Origin of the sequence: Blastopirellula sediminis (assembly GCF_020966755.1) — a bacterium.
Lineage (GTDB): Bacteria > Planctomycetota > Planctomycetia > Pirellulales > Pirellulaceae > Blastopirellula > Blastopirellula sediminis.
On sequence record NZ_JAJKFT010000004.1, the window covers coordinates 264219 to 283871 of the forward strand.

The window sequence follows — 19653 nt, forward strand, 5'->3', positions numbered from 1 at the left end:
GGGACGTCGCCTCGGTTGGGCGGCGGAAGCTTCGCTTGGAATGTCGCAGTCGAAACGGGGAATTCTCGATATGATGATGCGAGTAGCGGCCGGCGCCGCAGCAACTTGGATGATTTTGACGTTAGCTCCTTTCTGCGTTTTTGCGGATGGGACCGCAGAGAATAAGAAAGCGGAAAGCGTGAGCAGCGAAACCGATCCGTACGTCTGGTTGGAAGATGTCGAAGGAGAAAAGGCGCTCGACTGGGTGCGTGCTCGCAACGAGGTTTCGCAGGCGAAACTCGAAAGCGATCCCGACTTCGCCAAGCTCCGCGACGATCTGCTGGCGATCTTCGACTCGAACGACCGGATTCCGTTCGTCCGCAAGCGTGGCGAATACTACTACAACTTCTGGCGCGACGAAAAGAACGAGCGGGGCGTTTGGCGACGGACGACCCTCGACGAATACAAGAAGGCCGAGCCGAAGTGGGAAGTGATCATCGATCTTGACGAGCTGGCCAAGGCCGAAAACGAAAACTGGGTCTGGAGCGGCGCCCAGATGCTCCGGCCCGACTACAACCGCGCCTTGATCAGTATGTCGCGCGGCGGGGCCGACGCCGACGTCACCCGCGAGTTTGACATGACGACCCGCAAGTTCGTCGAAGACGGTTTCAATCGTCCCGAAGCCAAAGGGGGAATGAGCTGGATCGATATCGATCACGTCTTTATCTCCACCGACTTCGGTCCCGGTTCGATGACCAAGTCGGGCTATCCGCGGATCGCGAAGCTTTGGACCCGCGGCGAAAAGCTGGAAGATGCGAAGGTCGTTTACGAAGGGGAAATGACTGACATGTCGATTAGCGCCACGCATGACGAAACGCCTGGCTTTGAGCGGAACTTCGTCCGTCGCGCGATCGCTTTCTACAACAACGAGATCTACCTGCTGAAGGAGGACGGCTCGCTAGCGCAAATCGAAGCGCCGAATTCGGCCGGCAAGGGAGTTCATTGCCAGTACCTGACGCTCGAACTGCGTGACGCTTGGACCGTCGGCGAGAAGACCTACAAGGCGGGTTCGCTGCTGGTGACCAACTTTGACGACTTCATGGCGGGGAAACGGGACTTTACCTTGCTGTTCGAGCCAAACGAGCGAAACGCTTTAGCCGGCTATAGCTTCACTAAGGATTACCTGCTGCTAAATGTGCTCGAAGACGTCGCCAGCAAGTTGTTTGTGATGAAAGAAGAAGCGGACGGCGCCTGGTCGAAGACGCCGCTGGTCGGCGCTCCGACGCTCGGAACGGTCAGCGTTTCGCCGGTCGATCCGGACGAGTCGAACGACTACTTCATGACGTCGACCGACTACCTGACGCCGACGACCCTGCTGATGGGCGAGGTCGGCAAAGAGCCGGAAGAGCTGAAGGCGATGCCGGAGTTCTTCGACGCGACCGGCCTGACGGTGGCGCAGCACTTCGCCACGAGCAAAGATGGAACGAAGGTTCCCTACTTCATGCTCTATCGCAAAGACATGAAGTTCGACGGCAGCAACCCGACGCTACTGTACGGTTACGGCGGTTTTGAAATCTCATTGCAGCCGGGCTATCGGGCGACGGTCGGTCGCGCCTGGTCGACGCAAGGGGGCGTTTACGTCGTCGCCAACATTCGCGGCGGCGGCGAATATGGTCCTCGCTGGCATCAAGCGGCGCTGAAGCAGAACCGCTTGAAGGCGTACGAAGATTTCGCGGCAGTCGCCGAAGATCTGTTCGATCGCAAGGTGACGTCGCGTGAGCATCTGGGGATCCAAGGGGGATCGAACGGCGGTCTGCTGGTCGGCAATATGGTTACCTTGTACCCCGATCTGTTCAAAGCGGCCGTCTGCCAGGTGCCGCTGCTCGATATGAAGCGGTACAGCCACTTGTTGGCCGGCGCCTCGTGGATGGCCGAATACGGCAATCCTGACGTCCCGGAAGAATGGGAGTTCATCCGGACCTACTCGCCGTATCACAACGTGAAGGAAGAGGTCGACTATCCGACCGTTCTCTTCACCACGTCGACCCGCGACGATCGCGTTCATCCGGGGCATGCCCGCAAGATGTTCGCCAAGATGGAAGGGTGGGGGAAAGACGTTCTTTACTACGAGAACATCGAAGGTGGTCACGGCGGCGCCGCGAACAATCGCCAGTCGGCCTTCATGACCGCCATGGCGTTCACCTTCCTTAAACAGCAACTCTTCGCACCGGCGAAAGAGTAACGACTGCCTGGAATAAAACAACGCGTGGTAACGCACGTGGATTGCGTTACCACGCGTTTTTAATGCGCAAGTTCTGGTGCAACCAGGAGCGTCAGAACTTACGCAGTTTGCTTTTCTAAGAGGGCCGCTTCTTGCCGGGCCCGTCGTGCGGCGATGATCCGCCGGGCGATTTCATCGGCGATGACGCCGATCAGGATCACGCCGCCGACCACCGCGAATTCGAGTTCCTGAATCGACCACATTTCAATCGAGTTCTGCAGCACGCGCAGAATCGCCGTGCCGATCACGACGCCGATGATCGAGCCTTCGCCCCCCCGCAAACTGCAACCGCCCAGGACCGCCGCGGCGATCGCGTAGAGTTCGTAGAAGTTGCCGAAGGTGCTCGGCATCACGCTACCGATGTCGATCGAAAACAGAACGCCGGCGACCCCTGCCAGGCAGGTGCAGATCATGTAGCTGATGATGACCATCGTGTCGGTGCGAACGCCGCTATAGCGCGCCGCTTGTTCGTTCTTGCCGAGCGCCTTCAGATGGCGGCCGAAGACGGTCCAGTTGAGCAGGATCGCGGCGACGACGGCGATCACCGCCAAGTAGATGATCGGCGGATGGAGCGGCACCCAGTCGTACCAATCGAGGCCGATACGCTCGCCGGCGTCATTCAGGGCGAAGTGCCCCGGTTGATCGCCGCGGCTGGGGATCCACTTGTGGAAGCTCCAGTAACCTTCGTTGATCCACGGCAGGAAAGGTACAGGGACGCTTCCCCATTCGTAGTTGATCAAGTAGCCGAGTTTCGAGAAGCCGCCGACCGAACTTCCCCCGGCGGTAGCGCGCGCTAGGCCGCGCAAGATCAACAGACCGCAGAGCGTTACAACGAATGGTTGCAGTTTCAGCTTGGTAATTAACAGACCATAGACAAGACCAAGCAGCGTCGACATCGCAATCACCAGGCAGATCGCGGCTGCCGGCGGTAAGTTGTACTGCGCCATCGTAACGCCGAATAAACAACCGACCAGCGCCAGCATCGAACCGATCGAAAGGTCGATGCCGCCGGTGATGATGACGAAGGCGACGCCGATTCCCATCACGCCGTAGAGCGACGTCCAGCGGATGATGTTGGCGAGATTGCCGGGCTCCACAAATCGCGGGCGAAAGACCGCCGTCACGACGCAGATCACGATCAGCAAAATCAGCATTCCCCAACTCTTATTCATTCGGCAGCCCTTTGCGTCGCCTGATGTTGCTCTAAGTTGTCGCTGCGGTTGTTGCGCCGGTCGCCAGACGCATGATCGCTTCTTCGCTCAGCTGATCGCGGCGAAGTTCGCCGGCGATTCGCCCCTCGTGCATGACCAGCATGCGGTCTGACATGCCGATCACTTCTTCCATTTCGCTGGAAGCGAACAAGATCGCGACTCCCTGGTGCGCGAGCTGTTCCATCATCTCATAGATCTCGTGCTTGGCGCCGATGTCGATGCCGCGGGTCGGCTCGTCGAGGAGCAGCACCTTCGGCCCAATCGCCAGCCACTTGGCGATCACCGCCTTTTGCTGATTGCCGCCGGAGAGGAACTGGATAATCTGTCCTGGGCCCGGCGTTTTGATCCGGAGCTTTTGGATCATCTCGTCGGCGGTCGTCTTTTCCCAGCGCGTCGGTAGCATCCCGGCGGTGGAGGCCCGCATCAGCCCCGGCAGCGTGATGTTCTCGCCAACGGTCATCTCGATCACCAGCCCGTCCTGCTTGCGATCTTCCGGCACGAGGAAGAGCCCGGCCGCAATCGCATCGCGGGGGCTTTGCAGACGAACCGCCTGGCCGGCGACTTCGACGGAACCGCCCAGTGTGCGGCGTACGCCGAACAACGTTTCGAGCAATTCCGTCCGTCCGGCGCCGACAAGTCCCGCCAGACCGACGATCTCTCCCGCCTTTAGTTGCAGATCGATCGGATAGGCGCCGTTGCCGCGAACGCGAACTCCGCGAGCCGAAAGGACGACCTCGCCCGCTTCATGCGGCGAATGGGGGAAGAACTGATCGAGATCGCGGCCCACCATCAAGCGGACCATCTGTTCGTGCGTGATCTGGTCTTTTTCAAGTTCGCCGGAGTTGCAGCCGTCACGCAACGCGACGACTCGATCGGCGACATGGTGGATCTCGCTCAGGCGGTGCGAGATGTACACGACGCTGACGCCGCGGTCTCGCAAGGTGCGAATCACCCGGAACAGGTTCTCCACTTCTCCGGTCGAAAGGCTGGAGGTCGGCTCGTCCATGATCAGCACTTGCGCGTCGGAGGCGAGCGCTTTGGCGATTTCGACCAACTGCCGATGCCCGATCGAAAGAGAAGCGAGCGACGCGGTCGGCGGAATATCGAGTCCGACTTGCCGCAGCACTTCGCTGGCGCGACGTTCCATTTCGCGGCGTCGCAAAAAGCCAAAGGTCCTGGGCTCTTTGCCGAGGAAGATGTTCGCCGCGACGTCCAGGTTGTCGCACAGATTCAGCTCTTGGTGAATCAGCGCGATGCCGAACTTCTCGGCGTCGCGGACATTTCGAATCTCGACCGGGCGGCCGTCGAGCTTGATTTCTCCCTCGTCGGGCGTTTGAATCCCGGCAAGGATCTTCATCAGCGTGCTTTTGCCTGCGCCGTTCTCGCCGATCACTGCGACCGACTGGCCGGCGGCGATCGAGAGGCTGACCCCTTTTAGCGCTTTGACGCCGGGGAAGCGTTTCGAGACGTTACAGACTTCGAGCAGCGGCACGCGGGCCCCTTTCGCAGAAGGTGCATGAGTTCGGCGGCGGTCGCTACTCGGACTTTGATTCGGCCGCTTCGGCGGCGGCGTCGCCTCCGATGGCGTACTCAGGCGGAATCGGCCTGTCGAGCAACTCGTCGATCACGCCGGAGCTGCGCTCTTGGGCGTTCAGCTGTTCGAGCTTGCCGACGAAGATCGCCACTTCGCCCCCATCCGGAATCGCTTCCTTCACCAGCTTGCCGACGGCGCGACCGGCCAGGTAGTTGCCGGTGCCGATGTAGAACAAGCGGTTCGTTTCCGGCGCGTCGCTGTCGTGGCAGATCACCTTCATCTTCTCGCAGGCACGGTTGATCAGCGTCTGCTGGTTCTCTTTGTCGATCGGCGAAAGAGCCAGGCCTTGGCAATCGTCGTTCAGCTTCCGCTCGATGAAACGCTTCTGTTCTTCCGCGCTGGCGGTCGGCGGGTGATAGACGTCGCACGACGCATTGAAGATCGGCTCGGCACAGCGAACCCCTTGTTCGGCAAGGTCCCAGAAGGGATCGACCGTGTTGGTCAAAAAGGCCAAGCTGACCGGTTCTTTGGTGTCGTAGTCGTCTCGTTCCAGCTTCGGCGCGGGAGCTTTGCCGGCCATCATCTGTTCGATGTCGGCCTTGAACTGCGCGGCGTTATCGGGGCGGATGACGCGGTGCGGGATGTAGATGATTTTGCTTTCGGGGACGTCGACCTCTTCGCCGCGAACGAGGGCCGAGAGGTACTCGACCGACTTGAAGCCGAACAAGAACGGCTGCTGCACGACGGTGCCGAAGATCTTCCCTTCCTCAATCCCTTTCAGCGTCTCGATGTCTTCGTCGAAGCCGACGATCTTGATGTCGTCGAGCTTTCCGGCATTTTCTACGGCCCGCAAAATGGTGGGGGGATTGTAGGCGTAGAGGCCGACCATGCAGTTCAGATTCGGGTATTTCGAGATCGCGGCCTCGGCGTTTTGCTTCGCCCGGTCATGATTCCCGCTGTCCGAGCGGAGGGCGACGACCGTGTATTTGCCGTGGGTAACGGGGAAATCGTACTTGGCGGTTCCTCCTCCTCCGGATGTGCCTGAGGGGTTCGACTCAGAGCTACAGCCGATCGCAGCCGAGGCGGCGACGGCGCACGCCTTCAGAAAGAGACGACGTTTCATGGGTGCTGGCCTAAAGCAGAGGAGGGGGTGGTAGAAGAGGAATACAAAAGTAAACAAGTCGCTATTTTAAAGTGACATCGCTGCAGAGGCAACTGACGCACAGCAAAGCGAAAGATAACGCTCCGAAATGCCCCGTTACGACCGCCCGATTCGGTTTCGCGCATAAAAAACGCACGCCCAGAAGGACGCGCGTCAGAATTTCGCAATTCCGCAGCGAACCCGCAGGCCCGCTGGGAAGTCGAAACAAATAACTTAGTTGCTGGTGTTAGCCGGCGGAGGAGTCGTCGGGGGTTCCGACGGAGCACAACCGACAAACGGAGCGGCCAAAGAGGCCAACACCACAGCAACCATCAACGTCTTCATGATTTTCATCTGCGTAACCCTTCTTCAAATTGAGACGTTTCCACGTAACCGCCAGTCTACTGAAAGGCTTTCCGGTACTCAACTACGCGTTTTTTTCCCCTAGCAGGGTTTAAAAATTTTAGAGCGGTAAAATCGGCGCCATCGGGCTAATAAGATTCGCTGACGCTCCATCGTGCTGTTCGGCCGCCGTGGCCGACTATTAAACTAAGGTCGTTTCCTTCTTCCCCCTTCGCAGAAGCTCATGCAGCCGACTCTCGTTCAACGTAATCTTCGCACCCCCGCGCGCCTGTCGGTCGTGGGAGATTGGCGCATCGGCAATCTGGTGGCGAGAGGCTCCTTCTGCGACGTTTCTCGCGCTCAGCCGGTTGGCGGAAAAGGTATCGCGTGGGACTACGCGATTAAAACGTTACGATCCGAATATGCGTCCGATCCGTTAGCGCTCGAAATGTTGCGCCGCGAGGTTCGCGTCTCGCAGCAGGTCGCCTCGCCGCGGTTGGCCACCGTGTTGGCCCACGGTCTCGACGGCAGCGAAGAGGCCTACGTCGTCTTTCCCTACCTGACCGGGGTGACCCTCAATCAGCTCGTTCCGCGTCGCGGACCGCTCGCCGCTCGGATCTGGATTATTCGCCAAGTGGCCGAAGGACTGTCAGCGCTGCATGCCGCCGGTTGGCGTCATGGCGATGTGAAGCCCGAAAACGTCATGATCGACGCCACCGGCCGGGTGACCCTGATTGATCTCGGCTTCGCCACCCAGATTGGGATCGACGAAGTCGACGCCGCCCAATACCAGAAGGGTACGCCGCGCTACATGGCGCCGGAACTCTTCACGTCGACCTTGGCCGCCTCCGACGCCAGCGACATCTACAGTCTCGGCGTGTTGGCCTTTGAACTGCTCAGCGGGCATCGATTGTTCGATACCCAAGACCTGGCGAAAATCGTCGCCGCTCATCGGGCGCAGTCGCCTCCCCCGCTTCGCCGATTTCTGCCGCATGCTCCCGCGGCGCTCTCGACTTTGGTCGCTCGCATGTTGGCGAAAGATCCTCTTCGCCGTCCAGAAACGATTGATGACGTCGCCGAACAACTCCGCGCTTTGGAGTTCGAGACGATCGGTAACGTCGGTTAACGCTCTCTACTTCGTCTCGACGCTCGTCTTCTCATGGCGGCTCAGCACCACCACGCGGCTCGCGGTCAAATGAGGCCGCGTGAATTCTTCCGTCGTTGCGACCTGGCCATACAGACCAACCTTTTGCTTCAAGTAACGTCGCAGGTTCACGCCTGGAGAAGGTGTGACGAACTGCAGCACGTTGCCGTCTTCGTCGGTCAGCGCGAACGGCGGCGTGTAGCGCGCCGAGTTCCGCGACGACGTCGCTCGTTTGATCACCGGCATCAGCCAACCTTCGCCGTCATACCGAGCGTCATCGTTTCCGACAAAGACGCCGGTGCCGATGTCGCTCGGTTTCACTTCGGCGTCGCTCGCCATGTCGGCCGAAGCGACCGTGGCCGCCGGCTTGTCGGTCGGAATGGTCGTCGCGATCCGCGACGCTTCCCGCTTGCGGGCCTGAAGCTGCGAGAACTCTTCGATCTTCTCGACCATCACCAGCGCCTCGCCTCGTTCCAGCGGCGTTGCGCCAGTGTAACGAAGCTGCTGGGCGGCCGCTTTGAGCGAATTGAAATCCCACTGGTCGATCGGCTGGGAGACCGTTTTGGTCAGCTCCGCTTCGAGCCATTGCATCGACGCATGAAAGTCGCCGCCAAAGTTCGGCATCGTCGCCGGAGCGGCGACCGTCATCGAACCGGGGATCATCGCCACGGCGCTCGCTTTGGCGTGATTCAGCGGACCCGGAGGCAAACTCGCGGTGACCGGGATCTGGGCCGATTGCTGCGCTACCGGAGTGACCGGGACGGTGCTGTTGCGGACCGGTTCCGGCTCTGGATCGTCCAGCGACCAGGGGGAATCGCCGGAACGTTTGTTCCAGCCGCCGGCCGACAGATTCATTTTCGCCTCCGGCGTCGTGCTGCTGGTCGATGCGGTCTCAGGCATTTCCGACAACAGCTTGGCGGTATCGGCTTTGATCCAGCGAAACTCGCCGGCCGGAGGGGCGATCTTAGTCCACTTTTCAACCTGGCCGGTCTCGGCGTTCAGCGATTGACCGCTCCCCAGCTTCTGAACCACTTCTCCTCGCATCAGGCGGACATGAGCCGCGTCGCGGCGTTCGTCCAAGCGGCTGCCGATAAAGCAGGGCGCCTGATCGCGGGACGCTTCCAGCAGATTCGGTTTGTCGGTTTCGATGAGCGCGTCGGCCAACACCCAGCTGAAGCTGCCGTGCGGGGGGCGAATCGCGAGCCAGCCATTTTCGACTTCGTCGTAAATCTCGATCTCGGCGCCTTCCTCCAGGAAGTCGCAGACGTAGTAGTCTTCGCCGGGGCCGCTGTAAATGTCCGAGACGTTGGTGACGATCACCGCGCGCTGCGGCTTCTGAGCGGCGGCCGGCGAAACCATCGCCAGCAGCAGCGCAAACAGAGAGACGGACGCCAGACGTGTCAGCGTAACGCGATCGAGTTGTCGTTTCATCGAACCGGCCCAACTAGCGCAGTTTCCCCCCTGCGTAGATGCACTCTGGGGAATACCTGATTCGCCGCAGCGATTCAAGAGCGATAGACCAGGGTTGCTAGCGGGGTGATGCATCGGGAGAGCCCCCCATGGTCAAAACGCCTCTACCAACCGACGTCGCCGGACAATGACGAATGTCGAATTCCGAATGACGAAATTGGGACCGGACCGCCAACGATTTTTTCTTGTTCAATAACGGGCGCTCCCGACGAAGTCCATTCGGACCCATCAACGCCGGTCGATAGTATGGACCGCTCGGCTTCATTTTTTTCACGCGACGGTGAACTGAATCAGACCGCCACGATTCCTTCGCGCCCAAACCGACAGTGGACTGGACTGCAACATTTTTTTCTTGGACGCATTGCGGTCCGAGCGCCAATTCTTCGCCGCTCCGTCAGCGCGCAGCGGTAGCGCAATTCGCGAGACGCTTCTCACGCGAAACTCCGATCCAGCGGACTGATTTCGGGGCGCGCGATACCACCAGATACGGCCAAAGACGACCGTCGCGCACCAACGGGAATCGACCACGAATCCGTGCGCTTTGTCAACAGACAAAGTTAGGCGACCGCGCGCCTCAGGCGACGCTCGTAGTCGCCCAACTACTTCCCTTCGACGAGCGTTCGCGCCATGGTGATCGCCGTTTCGTGCCCAGCGGGGTCCGATTGCAGATTACAGAGGACGATCAGGGTGACGCCGGTCTTGGGGTCGTGCCCCATGAACGATTGGTAGCCAGGGAGCGAACCGTCGTGGCCGAGCATCGGCCCGAGCTTGGCGATCCCGAGACCGTAGGAAGGACCTTGCGGGTTGTCGGGCTGGGCAGGTCGAAAGCTCTCCATTTGCGTTTTGTGCATTTCCGGAGAGAGCAGCTTGCCGCCGACCAGCGCTTCGACGTAGGTCGCCAGGTCTTTGGCGGTCGAGATTCCGGCGCCGGCCGCCCAGCCCCACGACGGATTGTCGTTGGTGTGGTCGCTTGGCAGAAGCTTGCCGGCGAGCGCCTCTTTTTGCTGATCTTCCGGCAAGACGGGGTTTTCGTTCGTGCCAAACAAATAGCCGTGGGAAAACGGCGGCGGCAGTTGGTTGTCGCTCAGGGCCGGTAGCGAGGTTCGGGTCAACTTGAGCGGGGCGAAGATCCGCTCCTGAAACGCTTTTTCGAGCGGCATGCCGGTCAATTTCTCAGCGATCACGCCCAGCATCACCGTATTGGTATTCGAATAGTCGTAGGCCGTTCCAGGCTTGAAGAGCGGCTTCTGCTCGATGCCGATTTGAATCAGCTCTTGCGGGGCGAAGACGCGCTGCGGCTGCTGATCCATCGTCTGATTGAAGGACTTCAGTTCGCTGTAAGTCGGAATGCCGCTCCGCATCGAGAGGAGATCGGCGATCGTGATCTCATCTCCTTGCGGGACGTCTTGGAAGAACTTCGAAACCTTGTCGTCGAGTTTGAGCTTCCCTTCCTGCACCAATTGCAAGATCACGACGCCGGTCATGGTCTTGGTATTGGAACCAATCCGAAACGCCATGTCGGTTTGCATCGGCGCCTTCGTTTTCAGATCAGCGACGCCAAACGCCTTGAGCCACTCCTGATCCCCTTTGCGGATCAGCACGACGACGCCGGGGATGGCCTTCTCTTGCATCATCCCCTCGACCGTCGCCGTCAATTTCGCTTCATCGACCGGCCACTGGCCAAAGACGCTGGTGCAGGTCGCACAGAAAAGCGGCATGGCGATCACGAGCGAGAGCGTGCGCGAAAGAAGCATGAGTCGTTTCCCTGGGACGTGGGGCAGGCAGTTTGTTTCGATACCTAACTATACGTTACGAAGCCCTAATCGACCTGGTCAGTTTGTAGGGAATCCTCAGGATCTTCGGAAAGCGAAAGTCGATTCCGATTCGTTCCCCGCAAGTCGACGTTTCGCTGCGCCGACTATTCCGCCGCCAGGTGATTGGGCAAGTTCCAAAGATGGACGGTCCCGGTTCCGTTGGCCGTTACCAGACTGCCGTCCGGCAAGAACGCGATCGATTCGATGCGACTCACATCGTCATCGAGAACCAGCAGCGGTCGCCCGGAAGGAATCTCCCAGATCCACACCTCTCCCGACCACGTCGTCGCCGCCAACCGCTTGCCATCGGGTGAGAACTCCATGTCGGCCGAAAGGTAGGCGGCCCCATACATCGGCGGCCCGACTTGTTTTTTCTCCTTCAGATCCCAGAGGAGAATGGTCCCTTGCGATAGGACCGCCAAGAGGGAACCATCCGGCGTCGTCGCCACGCCGCCAATGGTCGACGGTCGCCGCATCTCTTCCGAAAAGAGATCGCTGCGTGGGGTGAGCTGTTCATTGTCAAAGGACCAGGCGCTCGGAAGTTTGAAAGTCTCGTCGCGCGACTGCGTAAGTGCGACTCCAAAAATCAAGTTGCCAGGCGTCACCGCAATCGGGTGCTGTTGCGCGTCATAGGCGGTTACCGAAGCGATCTGCTTTCCGGTCGCCGCGTGAAAGGCGTTCAGATCAAATCCGAGTGCGAACAGCACGTCTCCTTCCGAGTTGTAGGACAATCCGACGGTGCGGCCGCCTCCTCCCCATTTGTCCAACTGGCCGGTCGAAAGGTGAAACTGATAAACGCCGCCATCGCCGATCGCCAAGCGCTCTCCCTCGGGGGAAAAGGCGAGCGAGTAGACGAATGAGGAGGTGGGGATCTCGGTGAGTTGTTCGCCGGTTATTCGATCCCAGATGCGAACCGTCTGATCGTCTCCCCCAGCGGCGATGAGATTTCCAGCGGGAGAAGCGGCCACCGCATGCAGCATGCTGCGTGGGCCGGTCAAGGGAATCGGCGCGCCTTTCCGTTCGATGTCGAAAACGTTGATGCGGCTGAGATGGGACATCGTCGCCAAGTACTGCCCGTTCGGCGAACAGGTGATGACGCGCGGCATTTCGCTGATGGGAGCTCGATCTGGGCGCTCATATTCGGCCTTTAGGATTGGCTGAAAGGACTTCAGCCTTGCAGCCGAGGCGGACAGGATCGCATATTGATCGGTCGCCAGGACAAGCAAGTCGTCAGGATTGGCGGCGCCGATATCGACGTGCGGCGCCAAATCGCCCCAGGTCAAAGAGGTCATTTCCGCGACCTTCACGTCCCCAACGCGACGCACGAAATCTGTTTTCAAATTCCAGATGTAGACGTAGGTCCCCTGCACTCCGAAGATCAGGTAGCGGTCGTCAGGAGTAAAGAGCGACCACGAAATGTAGACTTTCCGACCAGCTTGCGGATAGGCCCGGCCTTGTTGCGACAAGCGGAGCGGGCTCGTCGACTCCATGGCAAAGAGACAATTGCCGGTGAAGAGAAAGCGACCATCGGGGGAAACGGATAGCCCGCGTCCTCCGTCTCGTAGACGCATCAGCTCACACGACGTTGAGAGGTCCCAGAACTTCGTCTCCCTGAGGGTTGCGGAGACGACGATGTTGGAATTGGGGATCGTGGCGAGTTCCAGAACTTCATCGGAGTGGGCGGCGATGACGTTTTGAATTTCTCCGCTTTGGGCGTCGAAAATGCGAATGGCCCCAAAACGGTCGCCGGCGATGATTTGTCGACTGTCATTGGAATAGGTGAGCGCTTCTCCCCCCAGCGTGACGCGAAAAGCAGCGCTGCCGAGTTGGGAGTCCGGCTTGCGAATACGTCGCGGGACCTGGACTGGCGTTGGTTGCAATGGATTGGGGTCTCGCTGCAAGAGATCCACATACGGCCTTTTCCACCATCGGGCATGCTCGATGGCCGTTTTGCCATCGATTTCTTGAAGAGGATCGGCGCCATAACGCAACAGTAGCCGGATCGCTTCGGGAGAGTCTCGCCGGATCGCCGTCAGCAAGGGAGTGTAGCCGTGAACATCGGCGCCATTGGGGTCGGCGCCGGCGCGGAGCAGAATCTCCAGGTTCCTTTCGTCGGAATGGCTGATGGCGTAGAGGAGAATTGGGGCCCCCTCGGGACTTTGCGCGTTGGGATCGGCGCCATTGGCCAGGAGCGTTCCGCAGTTCCCTGCGTGCCAGAGCGCCGCACGCAACGCTTCGTAGCCTGGCTTTTTCCAAAGTAGCAGCGGCTCGCCTCCTTGCGGCTCGGGATCGATCTGTGCGGAGAGATCGATTTCGCTCAACTGGATCGGCGCGATAATCGGATCGCCGCCCAGCGCCGGGGTAATCAAGCCGACAAGCCAGAAGAAGGCGAAGAGCGTTCGGAACAGTCGCTTCCTGACAGGCATGGGCGGGCCTGGGCTTTCGATCCAGTTTGGTTGATAGAAGAGTCTATCAACCAAGACGAACGCAAGTCGCCAAACGTTTTGGGGAACTCGAAGTATTCCGGGAAGAATTTCAGGACGAGAGAGAACGTGTGGAATAGAGGTGATCGGGAGAATTGCGGCCGCATTTCCCTCGCTTGCGCTGCGGGCTACTAAGGAGCGACCGATTCCTACCGTGTTTCTTACCGTGAACTATCCGTGGCTTCCGTGTTCTATTCCTTCTTGGCCGGTTTGTCATGCTCGGCGTGGTCGTCGAGGATGTTGGTGATGCCTTTTCCTTCGACGCCGGCGTAGAAGACGAGGATCTCGGCATCGACTTTGCCGTCGTTTTGGCCCCAGTGCGGTTTGTTGACCAGTTCGATCAGCGAGTCTCCGGCCTTCAGCGTGAGGGACTTGCCCTCTTCCTTGTGAACGACCAGTTCGCCTCGCAGCAGCACGCCGGCGTTGATGACGCCGTGCGTATGGAGCGGCGTCTTCTCGCCGGCCGGGATGATGATCCGCAGAATCGTGATCTCCGGCTGACCGGACGGATAGGCCGGCAGCGGCTCGCCATCCCAAGACTTGGTGCTCTTGGCCACCACGGTGACCTTCAGCACGCCATCTTCATGAGCCCACGCGACGCCGAGCCCAACGACTACGACGAGGCCGAGAGAGAACAAGACGGTTTTCGTGAAACGATTCATGGGAAACCTTTCGCGGGCCGATCCGGCAGCGCAGGAGTTTCGAGGAAGGAAAAACGCCGCATAAGTCTACGCCAAGGAGTAGGACGCGTACGTGAAGTTATGGCGGGAAATGGGAAAAGTTGCAACTTGTTGGGGCGAATGAACTTTTCGCTTTTGGCGGTTGTCTTGGCTTCCAGGAGCAATATCTTTGTTCAGGCCGCGAAAGGAGAGATGTTGGGTTGCGCTTCGCTGCACCCAACCTACAGGGCTTTTCCCTTTCCACGTTTCCCTGTGTGACGCAACGAGCTACGATCAGAGCGGTACAGCTTTTCAAAGCGGTCGATTGAGGACAGAAAACAGATGCCGATCCAGATTCAATGCACTTCGGTCGTCATTCGGAATGACGCGCTTGATCGCGTTTTGGAGGATGGCGCCGCCGGGTTTGCGGCGATCGCGCCGAATGCGATGAGCTATGCCGATGAGCTGCTCTCGCAGTCGAGCTTTATGGCGCCGGTCGATGCGGAGGAGTTCGCCAAGCTGCTTGAACTGCATGGCTTGGAACGGAGCGGCGAGTCGCCTGACTTTGTGATCGTGCAGACTCGCAACCGGTCGGTGGAGCCGGCCTGCGATTGGTTGGTCTTGTTCGAGTATGAGGGGCGGCTGATCGCGACGTTAAAAGGTTCTGATTCCTGTACCGTGATTGCACCGGCCGACGATACGCCTGATTCGATTCAACACTACAGCGACGAAGAGATGGCGGAAAAGTTTGAGTTTGTCGAGCGCAAGGATGGGATCGATACCTACCGGGAAAAAGCGACCGGCAAGCTCGTCTACCAATCGCGGCGGACCGAGACGCCGGACGAAATCTTCGCCAAGGCGTTTGATACCGTTTGGCGGCTGCGGCGCGAGCCAGGGGTTCCCGCGAAGACTGACGAAGAGGCGTTGTTGATTCAGGAGGCGATCGACGCGTTGCAACCGCTGGCGGCGAAGTTTCCGGAGGCGGCGAACGTTGCGCTGGCGCTGGGGATGGGGATGGCCTGGTTCGCGATCGGCAAAGAGGAAAAGGGGCAGCGACAACTGGTCCGCGCCGTCGAGTTGGAACCGGAAAACACGATTTTTTACAAAGAGCTAGGCGCCATTTGTCTGGCGATCAACGATTTGCCGGTCGCGCTCGATGCGGCGATGAAAGCGGTCATGGTCCAACCGGATGACGCGGAGTTGCTCGGCAACCTGGCGGTGATTCAACTGCTGAGCGGAGCGACTGCCGAAGCGCAGGTCACGATCGAGCATGCGATGCGTCTCGACCCCGAGGATCAGGTGAATCGGAACGTGCAGGGAATCATCGCCGACGTTGCGAGCGGCAAGCGAAAACGGCCTGGATCGTTGGTTGAAATGATGAAGCCGGCAGAGTAGGCGCGAAGCGTTTGGCGATTGGGATTACTTGCGAACGCATTCCCTTGCTTGCGCTGCGGGCTAGTGTTGTGGATCTAGAGTTGGCTCAGCAGCGACGTTCTTTCGCTCTTCGCTTCGAAGGCGTGCAGGCCATATTTCTCGGCCAGCGCTTTGTAGAACTGGATGCCGCGGACGCTGTTTCCTTTGGCGTCGAGTCTAGGCGAAAAGGTGCCGATGCCGACTTCGCCGGGGACGACCGAGACGATGCCGCCGCCGACGCCGCTTTTGGCGGGGATGCCGACGCGGAAAGCCCATTCGCCGGCGTAGTCGTACATGCCGCAAGTATGCATCACGGCGAGGACGTCTTTGACGTATTCGGCCGAGATCGCCCTTTCGCCCGTGACCGGATTGACGCCGCCGTTGGCGAGCGTGGCGCCCATCATCGCCAGGTCATGGCTGGTGACCAGGATGCTGCACTGCTGGAAGTAGAGATCAAGCGTGTCATCCAGCTGTTCGCTGATCATGCCGAAGTTGAGCATCAAGTTGGCGATCGCGCGGTTGCGATGGCCGGTTTTCTTTTCGCTGTGATAGACGGTGTTGTCGACGTAGACCTGGCGGCCGCAGTAGGTGCTGAACATCTTCAGCATCCGTGCGACGCGCTCCGGGAAGTCTTTGCCGTGAATCAAGTCGGCGGCGGCGATCGCGCCGGCGTTGATCATCGGATTAAAAGGGCGATTGGTCGCTTCGTCGAGGGTGATCGAGTTGAACGCTTCGCCGATCGGCTGGACGCCGATCTTGGAGAGGACGTGATCGCGGCCGTGGTCTTCGATCGCCATGCCGAACATGAACGCTTTGGAGACCGATTGGATGGTGAACTGCTGATTGCTGTCGCCGACGTCGACCGCTTGCCCGTCGATCGAGACGAGCGAAATGCCGAACCAGTCAGGATTCGCTTTGGCGAGTTCCGGAATGTAGCTGGCGACCGTGCCGTCGTGGTTGTCCTTGAACTCGGCGTGCAATTGTTTCAGCATGTCGCGAAGCGGCGAAGCGGCCGACTTCATCTTCTTCAGCAGTGCGTCGAGGTGATCGTTCATGACGGAGATCCGGCGGCGGTTATTGGATCAAAGCGTTGGCGACGTTTTGCAGTTCGATGGTAAAAGGGTGATCCGGATAGCGATTGGAAAAGATTCCGCTGCTCGCCAGATGGACGATTTCGTAATTCATCGGCAACATCGCGGCGACGTCGGCGTCGTACGCTTGCTCCACCTTTTGGCGAAGGAGTTCGCGATCCATCCCCGGCGGAATCTTGTTGATGACCAGCAGGATTTCGGCGACGTCCAAACGTCTGGCGAGTTCCAGCGTGACGGCGGTCCCTTGGAAGTCTTGACTATCGGGACGCATCACCAGCACCAGCTTGTTGGAGACGACGATCGAGAGAAGCGTTTCTTCGTTGACGCCGGGGTGAGTGTCGATCAGGAGGAAGTCGAGGTTCAACTCGCGGATCAGGCGTTTGAACCCGTCGTTGAGCATGCCGACGTCGTAACCTTCTTTCAAGATGCGGCCGATCTCGCCGGAGTCGATGCTGGCCGGAACCAGAAAGAGCCGCGGGCGTTCATCCTTTTCGCCGACCGAGCCGATCACGCTGGTCGTCATGTCGTAGGCGGCTTTCTCGATCTCGCACTTTCCCCAGAGGTAATCGTTGATCGAGTGGGTGATCTGTTTTTCGTCTAAGCGAAACAGGACGTGGACCCCGGGGGATTGAATGTCGGTATCGACGACGGCCACGCGATAACCACGGCGAGCGATGGTCACGGCGAGATTGGCGGTCGTGTTCGACTTGCCGGTTCCACCACGAAAGGAATGAATCGAAACGATTTGGGCCAAGGGGCGCACTCCGAAGCAAGACGTCGATCAGGGTTGTCGGTCGGTTTGCGGGAACGTGCGTCGCTGCGTCGCTTTATTGGTTTTCGCGAAGCCGCTTCGCTTGTTCCTGCAGTTGTTGGAACGCCTCCCCTTCGACGATTTGCTGAATCTCTTCCGATTTCTTCCGCTCGTCGATCACCAGAAAATCAAACGCACTCGGGTCGATGTTATCGATCGTCGCCGAGTAGGTCTTCGCCGCGCTCTTCGCCGAAAAGCGAAGGGTTGGACCGCTGCCGCCAAGTTGGAATCGCGCTTGTTCGTCCAAGACTTCGGAGACGATCAACTTGCCGCCGAGACGCGTGCCGTTGCGGCCGAGCGAATGGAGCGTCCATTGGCCATCTTCGAGCGTCAGTTTGGCGTGCAGCCGCGAGACTTGAGGATCGGCCAGATGGATATCGTTGTCGTCGCTTCGTCCGATCGTAATCTCAGCGCAGTCGTGGAAAGTCCACGTTTGCAACGGGGTACCTTGCGACGAGTCAAGCAACTCTAGCGTGACGGTGGGGTTTTCTGGGTTTCCTGCGGACATGTCAATTCGCCTGGAGAGGTTGCTTGAGGTTGATAGCAGTTTCTGTGCCGAGGCGTTAAGAAACGACTAGTTTGCGGCAACGCTCGCATTTTTAGGGTTTAACGGCAAAACTTGAAATAACACATCTGGAGGGCTGCAAACTTCGTGGGCCGCTGCTGCCTAAAGAAAAAACAATTGCCCCAAATTTTATCGGGGGGCATGATCGCGACAGGAGTGTGGTAAGAATGCTCTGGCGGAGGTTAGAATCAGAAGTTCCCCCAGCTTGCTCCCCCCTTTTTTGCATATCGAGAGACTCTCATGCCTCGACTGAATTTGGTCCTCGCGGCGCTGCTCGCCGCGGTCTGTTTCGCCTCCGCCGCCGTCGCCCAGGAGAAGCGGCCCAACGTCTTGTTTATCGCGGTCGACGACCTGCGGACCGAGCTCGGTTGCTACGGAGACGACTGGATCCATAGCCCGAACATTGATCGTCTCGCCGCCTCGGGAACCGTCTTTACGCGGGCCTATTGCCAACAAGCGGTTTGCTCGCCGTCGCGGACCAGTTTGATGACCGGGCTTCGTCCTGATTCGACGCGTGTCTACGACCTGGTGACTCACTTCCGCAAGAACATCCCTGACGTGGTGACCTTGGGTCAGCACTTCAAGCAGAACGGTTACTACAGCGTCAGCATGGGGAAGATCTATCACGGCGGCTATGATGACCTGCCGACTTGGAGCGAACCGGCCCGCAAACCGAAAGGAGGCAACGGTTATGTGTTGCCAGAAAACAAAGTGCTGCTCAACGAGAAGCGGGTCGCCGCCAAAGCCAAGGGGCTGAAGGGAACCGCGCTGAGCCGCGCTGTTCGCGGTCCAGCGACCGAAATGGCGGACGTGCCAGACAACGCTTATACCGATGGCGCGATCGCCGAACTGGCGGTGAAGTCGCTCCGCGAGTTGAGCAAGCGAGACGAACCGTTCTTTTTGGCCGTCGGCTTTGTGAAGCCGCACCTGCCGTTCAACGCGCCGAAGAAGTACTGGGACATGTACGATCCGGCGAAGATCGAACTGGCCGCCAATCCGTTTCCGCCGAAGAACGTGACGCCGTACTCGCTGACGACTTGGGGCGAAATGCGCGTCTACGAGGGGATCCCGAAGAAGGGAGATCTGACTGAGGACCAGGCCCGCCAGCTGAAGCATGGCTACTATGCCAGCGTCAGCTTTACGGACGCGAACGTCGGCAAGTTGCTGGATGAACTCGACAAGCTGAAGCTGACCGACGACACGATCGTCGTGCTGTGGGGAGACCATGGCTGGAAGCTGGGAGAGCACAACTGCTGGTGCAAACATACGAACTTTGAAAACGACGCCAACGCGCCGCTGATCATTCGCGCTCCCGGCCAAAAGTCCCCCGGCGCCAAGAGCGAAGCGCTGGTGGAGTTCGTCGACATCTACCCGACGCTCTGCGAACTGGCCGATCTTTCGCTGCCGGAACGCTTGGAAGGAACGAGCGCCGCGCCGCTGCTCGATACTCCCGACGCCAAGTGGAAGAGCGCAGCGTTCAGCCAATACCCGCGCGGCAACATCATGGGCTACACGATGAAGACCGACCAATATCGCTTCACCGCGTGGAAGAACAAAAAGACCGGCGAAGTGGTCGCGACCGAGTTGTACGATCACCAGGTCGACCCGGCCGAAAACGAAAACGTCGCCGGCGAAGCGGAGAACGCCCAACTGGTGGCGAAGCTGCAAGAGCGATTGGACGCAGGATGGAAAGATGCGAAGCCGAAGTAGGACTT

The 19653-nt window shown here is 59.3% G+C and carries 14 protein-coding genes; 4 read left to right on the forward strand and 10 right to left on the reverse strand.

What is annotated here, in order from left to right:
- Positions 1-70 precede the first annotated feature (70 nt).
- On the forward strand, positions 71-2221 hold the full coding sequence (locus tag LOC68_RS04835) for a prolyl oligopeptidase family serine peptidase (protein WP_230216321.1): 2151 nt from the start codon (positions 71-73) through the stop codon (positions 2219-2221).
- A 98-nt stretch (positions 2222-2319) separates the two neighbouring features.
- On the opposite strand, the gene LOC68_RS04840 is transcribed toward LOC68_RS04835, so the two are convergent.
- Genes LOC68_RS04840 through LOC68_RS04850 form a run of 3 tightly spaced genes read right to left on the reverse strand, consistent with a single transcriptional unit; the run spans position 2320 to position 6128 of the window.
- Positions 2320-3414, reverse strand: a complete 1095-nt coding sequence (locus LOC68_RS04840; RefSeq protein ID WP_230216323.1) for an ABC transporter permease — start codon at positions 3412-3414, stop codon at positions 2320-2322.
- Between the two features lie 49 nt (positions 3415-3463).
- Positions 3464-4963: a sugar ABC transporter ATP-binding protein gene (locus LOC68_RS04845; RefSeq protein WP_230216325.1), complete on the reverse strand. Its 1500-nt coding sequence runs from the start codon at positions 4961-4963 to the stop codon at positions 3464-3466.
- A gap of 43 nt (positions 4964-5006) precedes the next feature.
- On the reverse strand, positions 5007-6128 hold the full coding sequence (locus LOC68_RS04850) for a substrate-binding domain-containing protein (RefSeq protein ID WP_230216327.1): 1122 nt from the start codon (positions 6126-6128) through the stop codon (positions 5007-5009).
- Positions 6129-6732: 604 nt separating this feature from the next.
- On the opposite strand from LOC68_RS04850, the gene LOC68_RS04855 reads away from it, so the two are divergent.
- On the forward strand, positions 6733-7614 hold the full coding sequence (locus LOC68_RS04855) for a serine/threonine-protein kinase (RefSeq protein WP_230216329.1): 882 nt from the start codon (positions 6733-6735) through the stop codon (positions 7612-7614).
- A gap of 6 nt (positions 7615-7620) precedes the next feature.
- On the opposite strand, the gene LOC68_RS04860 is transcribed toward LOC68_RS04855, so the two are convergent.
- From LOC68_RS04860 to LOC68_RS04875, 4 genes are all read right to left on the reverse strand, one after another.
- On the reverse strand, positions 7621-9063 hold the full coding sequence (locus tag LOC68_RS04860) for an SH3 domain-containing protein (protein WP_230216331.1): 1443 nt from the start codon (positions 9061-9063) through the stop codon (positions 7621-7623).
- A 638-nt stretch (positions 9064-9701) separates the two neighbouring features.
- Positions 9702-10856 carry a serine hydrolase domain-containing protein gene (locus LOC68_RS04865; RefSeq protein ID WP_230216333.1) on the reverse strand — a complete coding sequence of 385 codons (1155 nt, stop codon included), beginning with the start codon at positions 10854-10856 and terminating at the stop codon, positions 9702-9704.
- A 164-nt stretch (positions 10857-11020) separates the two neighbouring features.
- Complete coding sequence (locus tag LOC68_RS04870) at positions 11021-13342, reverse strand: WD40 repeat domain-containing protein (protein WP_230216335.1); 2322 nt, start codon at positions 13340-13342, stop codon at positions 11021-11023.
- 248 nt (positions 13343-13590) lie between these two features.
- Positions 13591-14061: a cupin domain-containing protein gene (locus tag LOC68_RS04875; RefSeq protein ID WP_230216337.1), complete on the reverse strand. Its 471-nt coding sequence runs from the start codon at positions 14059-14061 to the stop codon at positions 13591-13593.
- A 339-nt stretch (positions 14062-14400) separates the two neighbouring features.
- Between LOC68_RS04875 and LOC68_RS04880 the strand changes: the two genes are divergently transcribed.
- Complete coding sequence (locus tag LOC68_RS04880) at positions 14401-15453, forward strand: hypothetical protein (RefSeq protein ID WP_230216339.1); 1053 nt, start codon at positions 14401-14403, stop codon at positions 15451-15453.
- 74 nt (positions 15454-15527) lie between these two features.
- On the opposite strand, the gene glsA is transcribed toward LOC68_RS04880, so the two are convergent.
- The 3 genes from glsA to LOC68_RS04895 form a co-directional block, all read right to left on the reverse strand.
- A complete protein-coding gene (glsA, locus tag LOC68_RS04885; protein ID WP_230216341.1) occupies positions 15528-16526 on the reverse strand; it encodes a glutaminase A in 999 nt (332 codons plus the stop codon).
- Between the two features lie 19 nt (positions 16527-16545).
- Positions 16546-17316 carry a MinD/ParA family ATP-binding protein gene (locus tag LOC68_RS04890; protein WP_230216343.1) on the reverse strand — a complete coding sequence of 257 codons (771 nt, stop codon included), beginning with the start codon at positions 17314-17316 and terminating at the stop codon, positions 16546-16548.
- A 73-nt stretch (positions 17317-17389) separates the two neighbouring features.
- On the reverse strand, positions 17390-17881 hold the full coding sequence (locus LOC68_RS04895; RefSeq protein ID WP_230216345.1) for an FHA domain-containing protein: 492 nt from the start codon (positions 17879-17881) through the stop codon (positions 17390-17392).
- 297 nt (positions 17882-18178) lie between these two features.
- Between LOC68_RS04895 and LOC68_RS04900 the strand changes: the two genes are divergently transcribed.
- Positions 18179-19648 carry a sulfatase gene (locus tag LOC68_RS04900; protein ID WP_230216346.1) on the forward strand — a complete coding sequence of 490 codons (1470 nt, stop codon included), beginning with the start codon at positions 18179-18181 and terminating at the stop codon, positions 19646-19648.
- Positions 19649-19653: the final 5 nt, after the last annotated feature.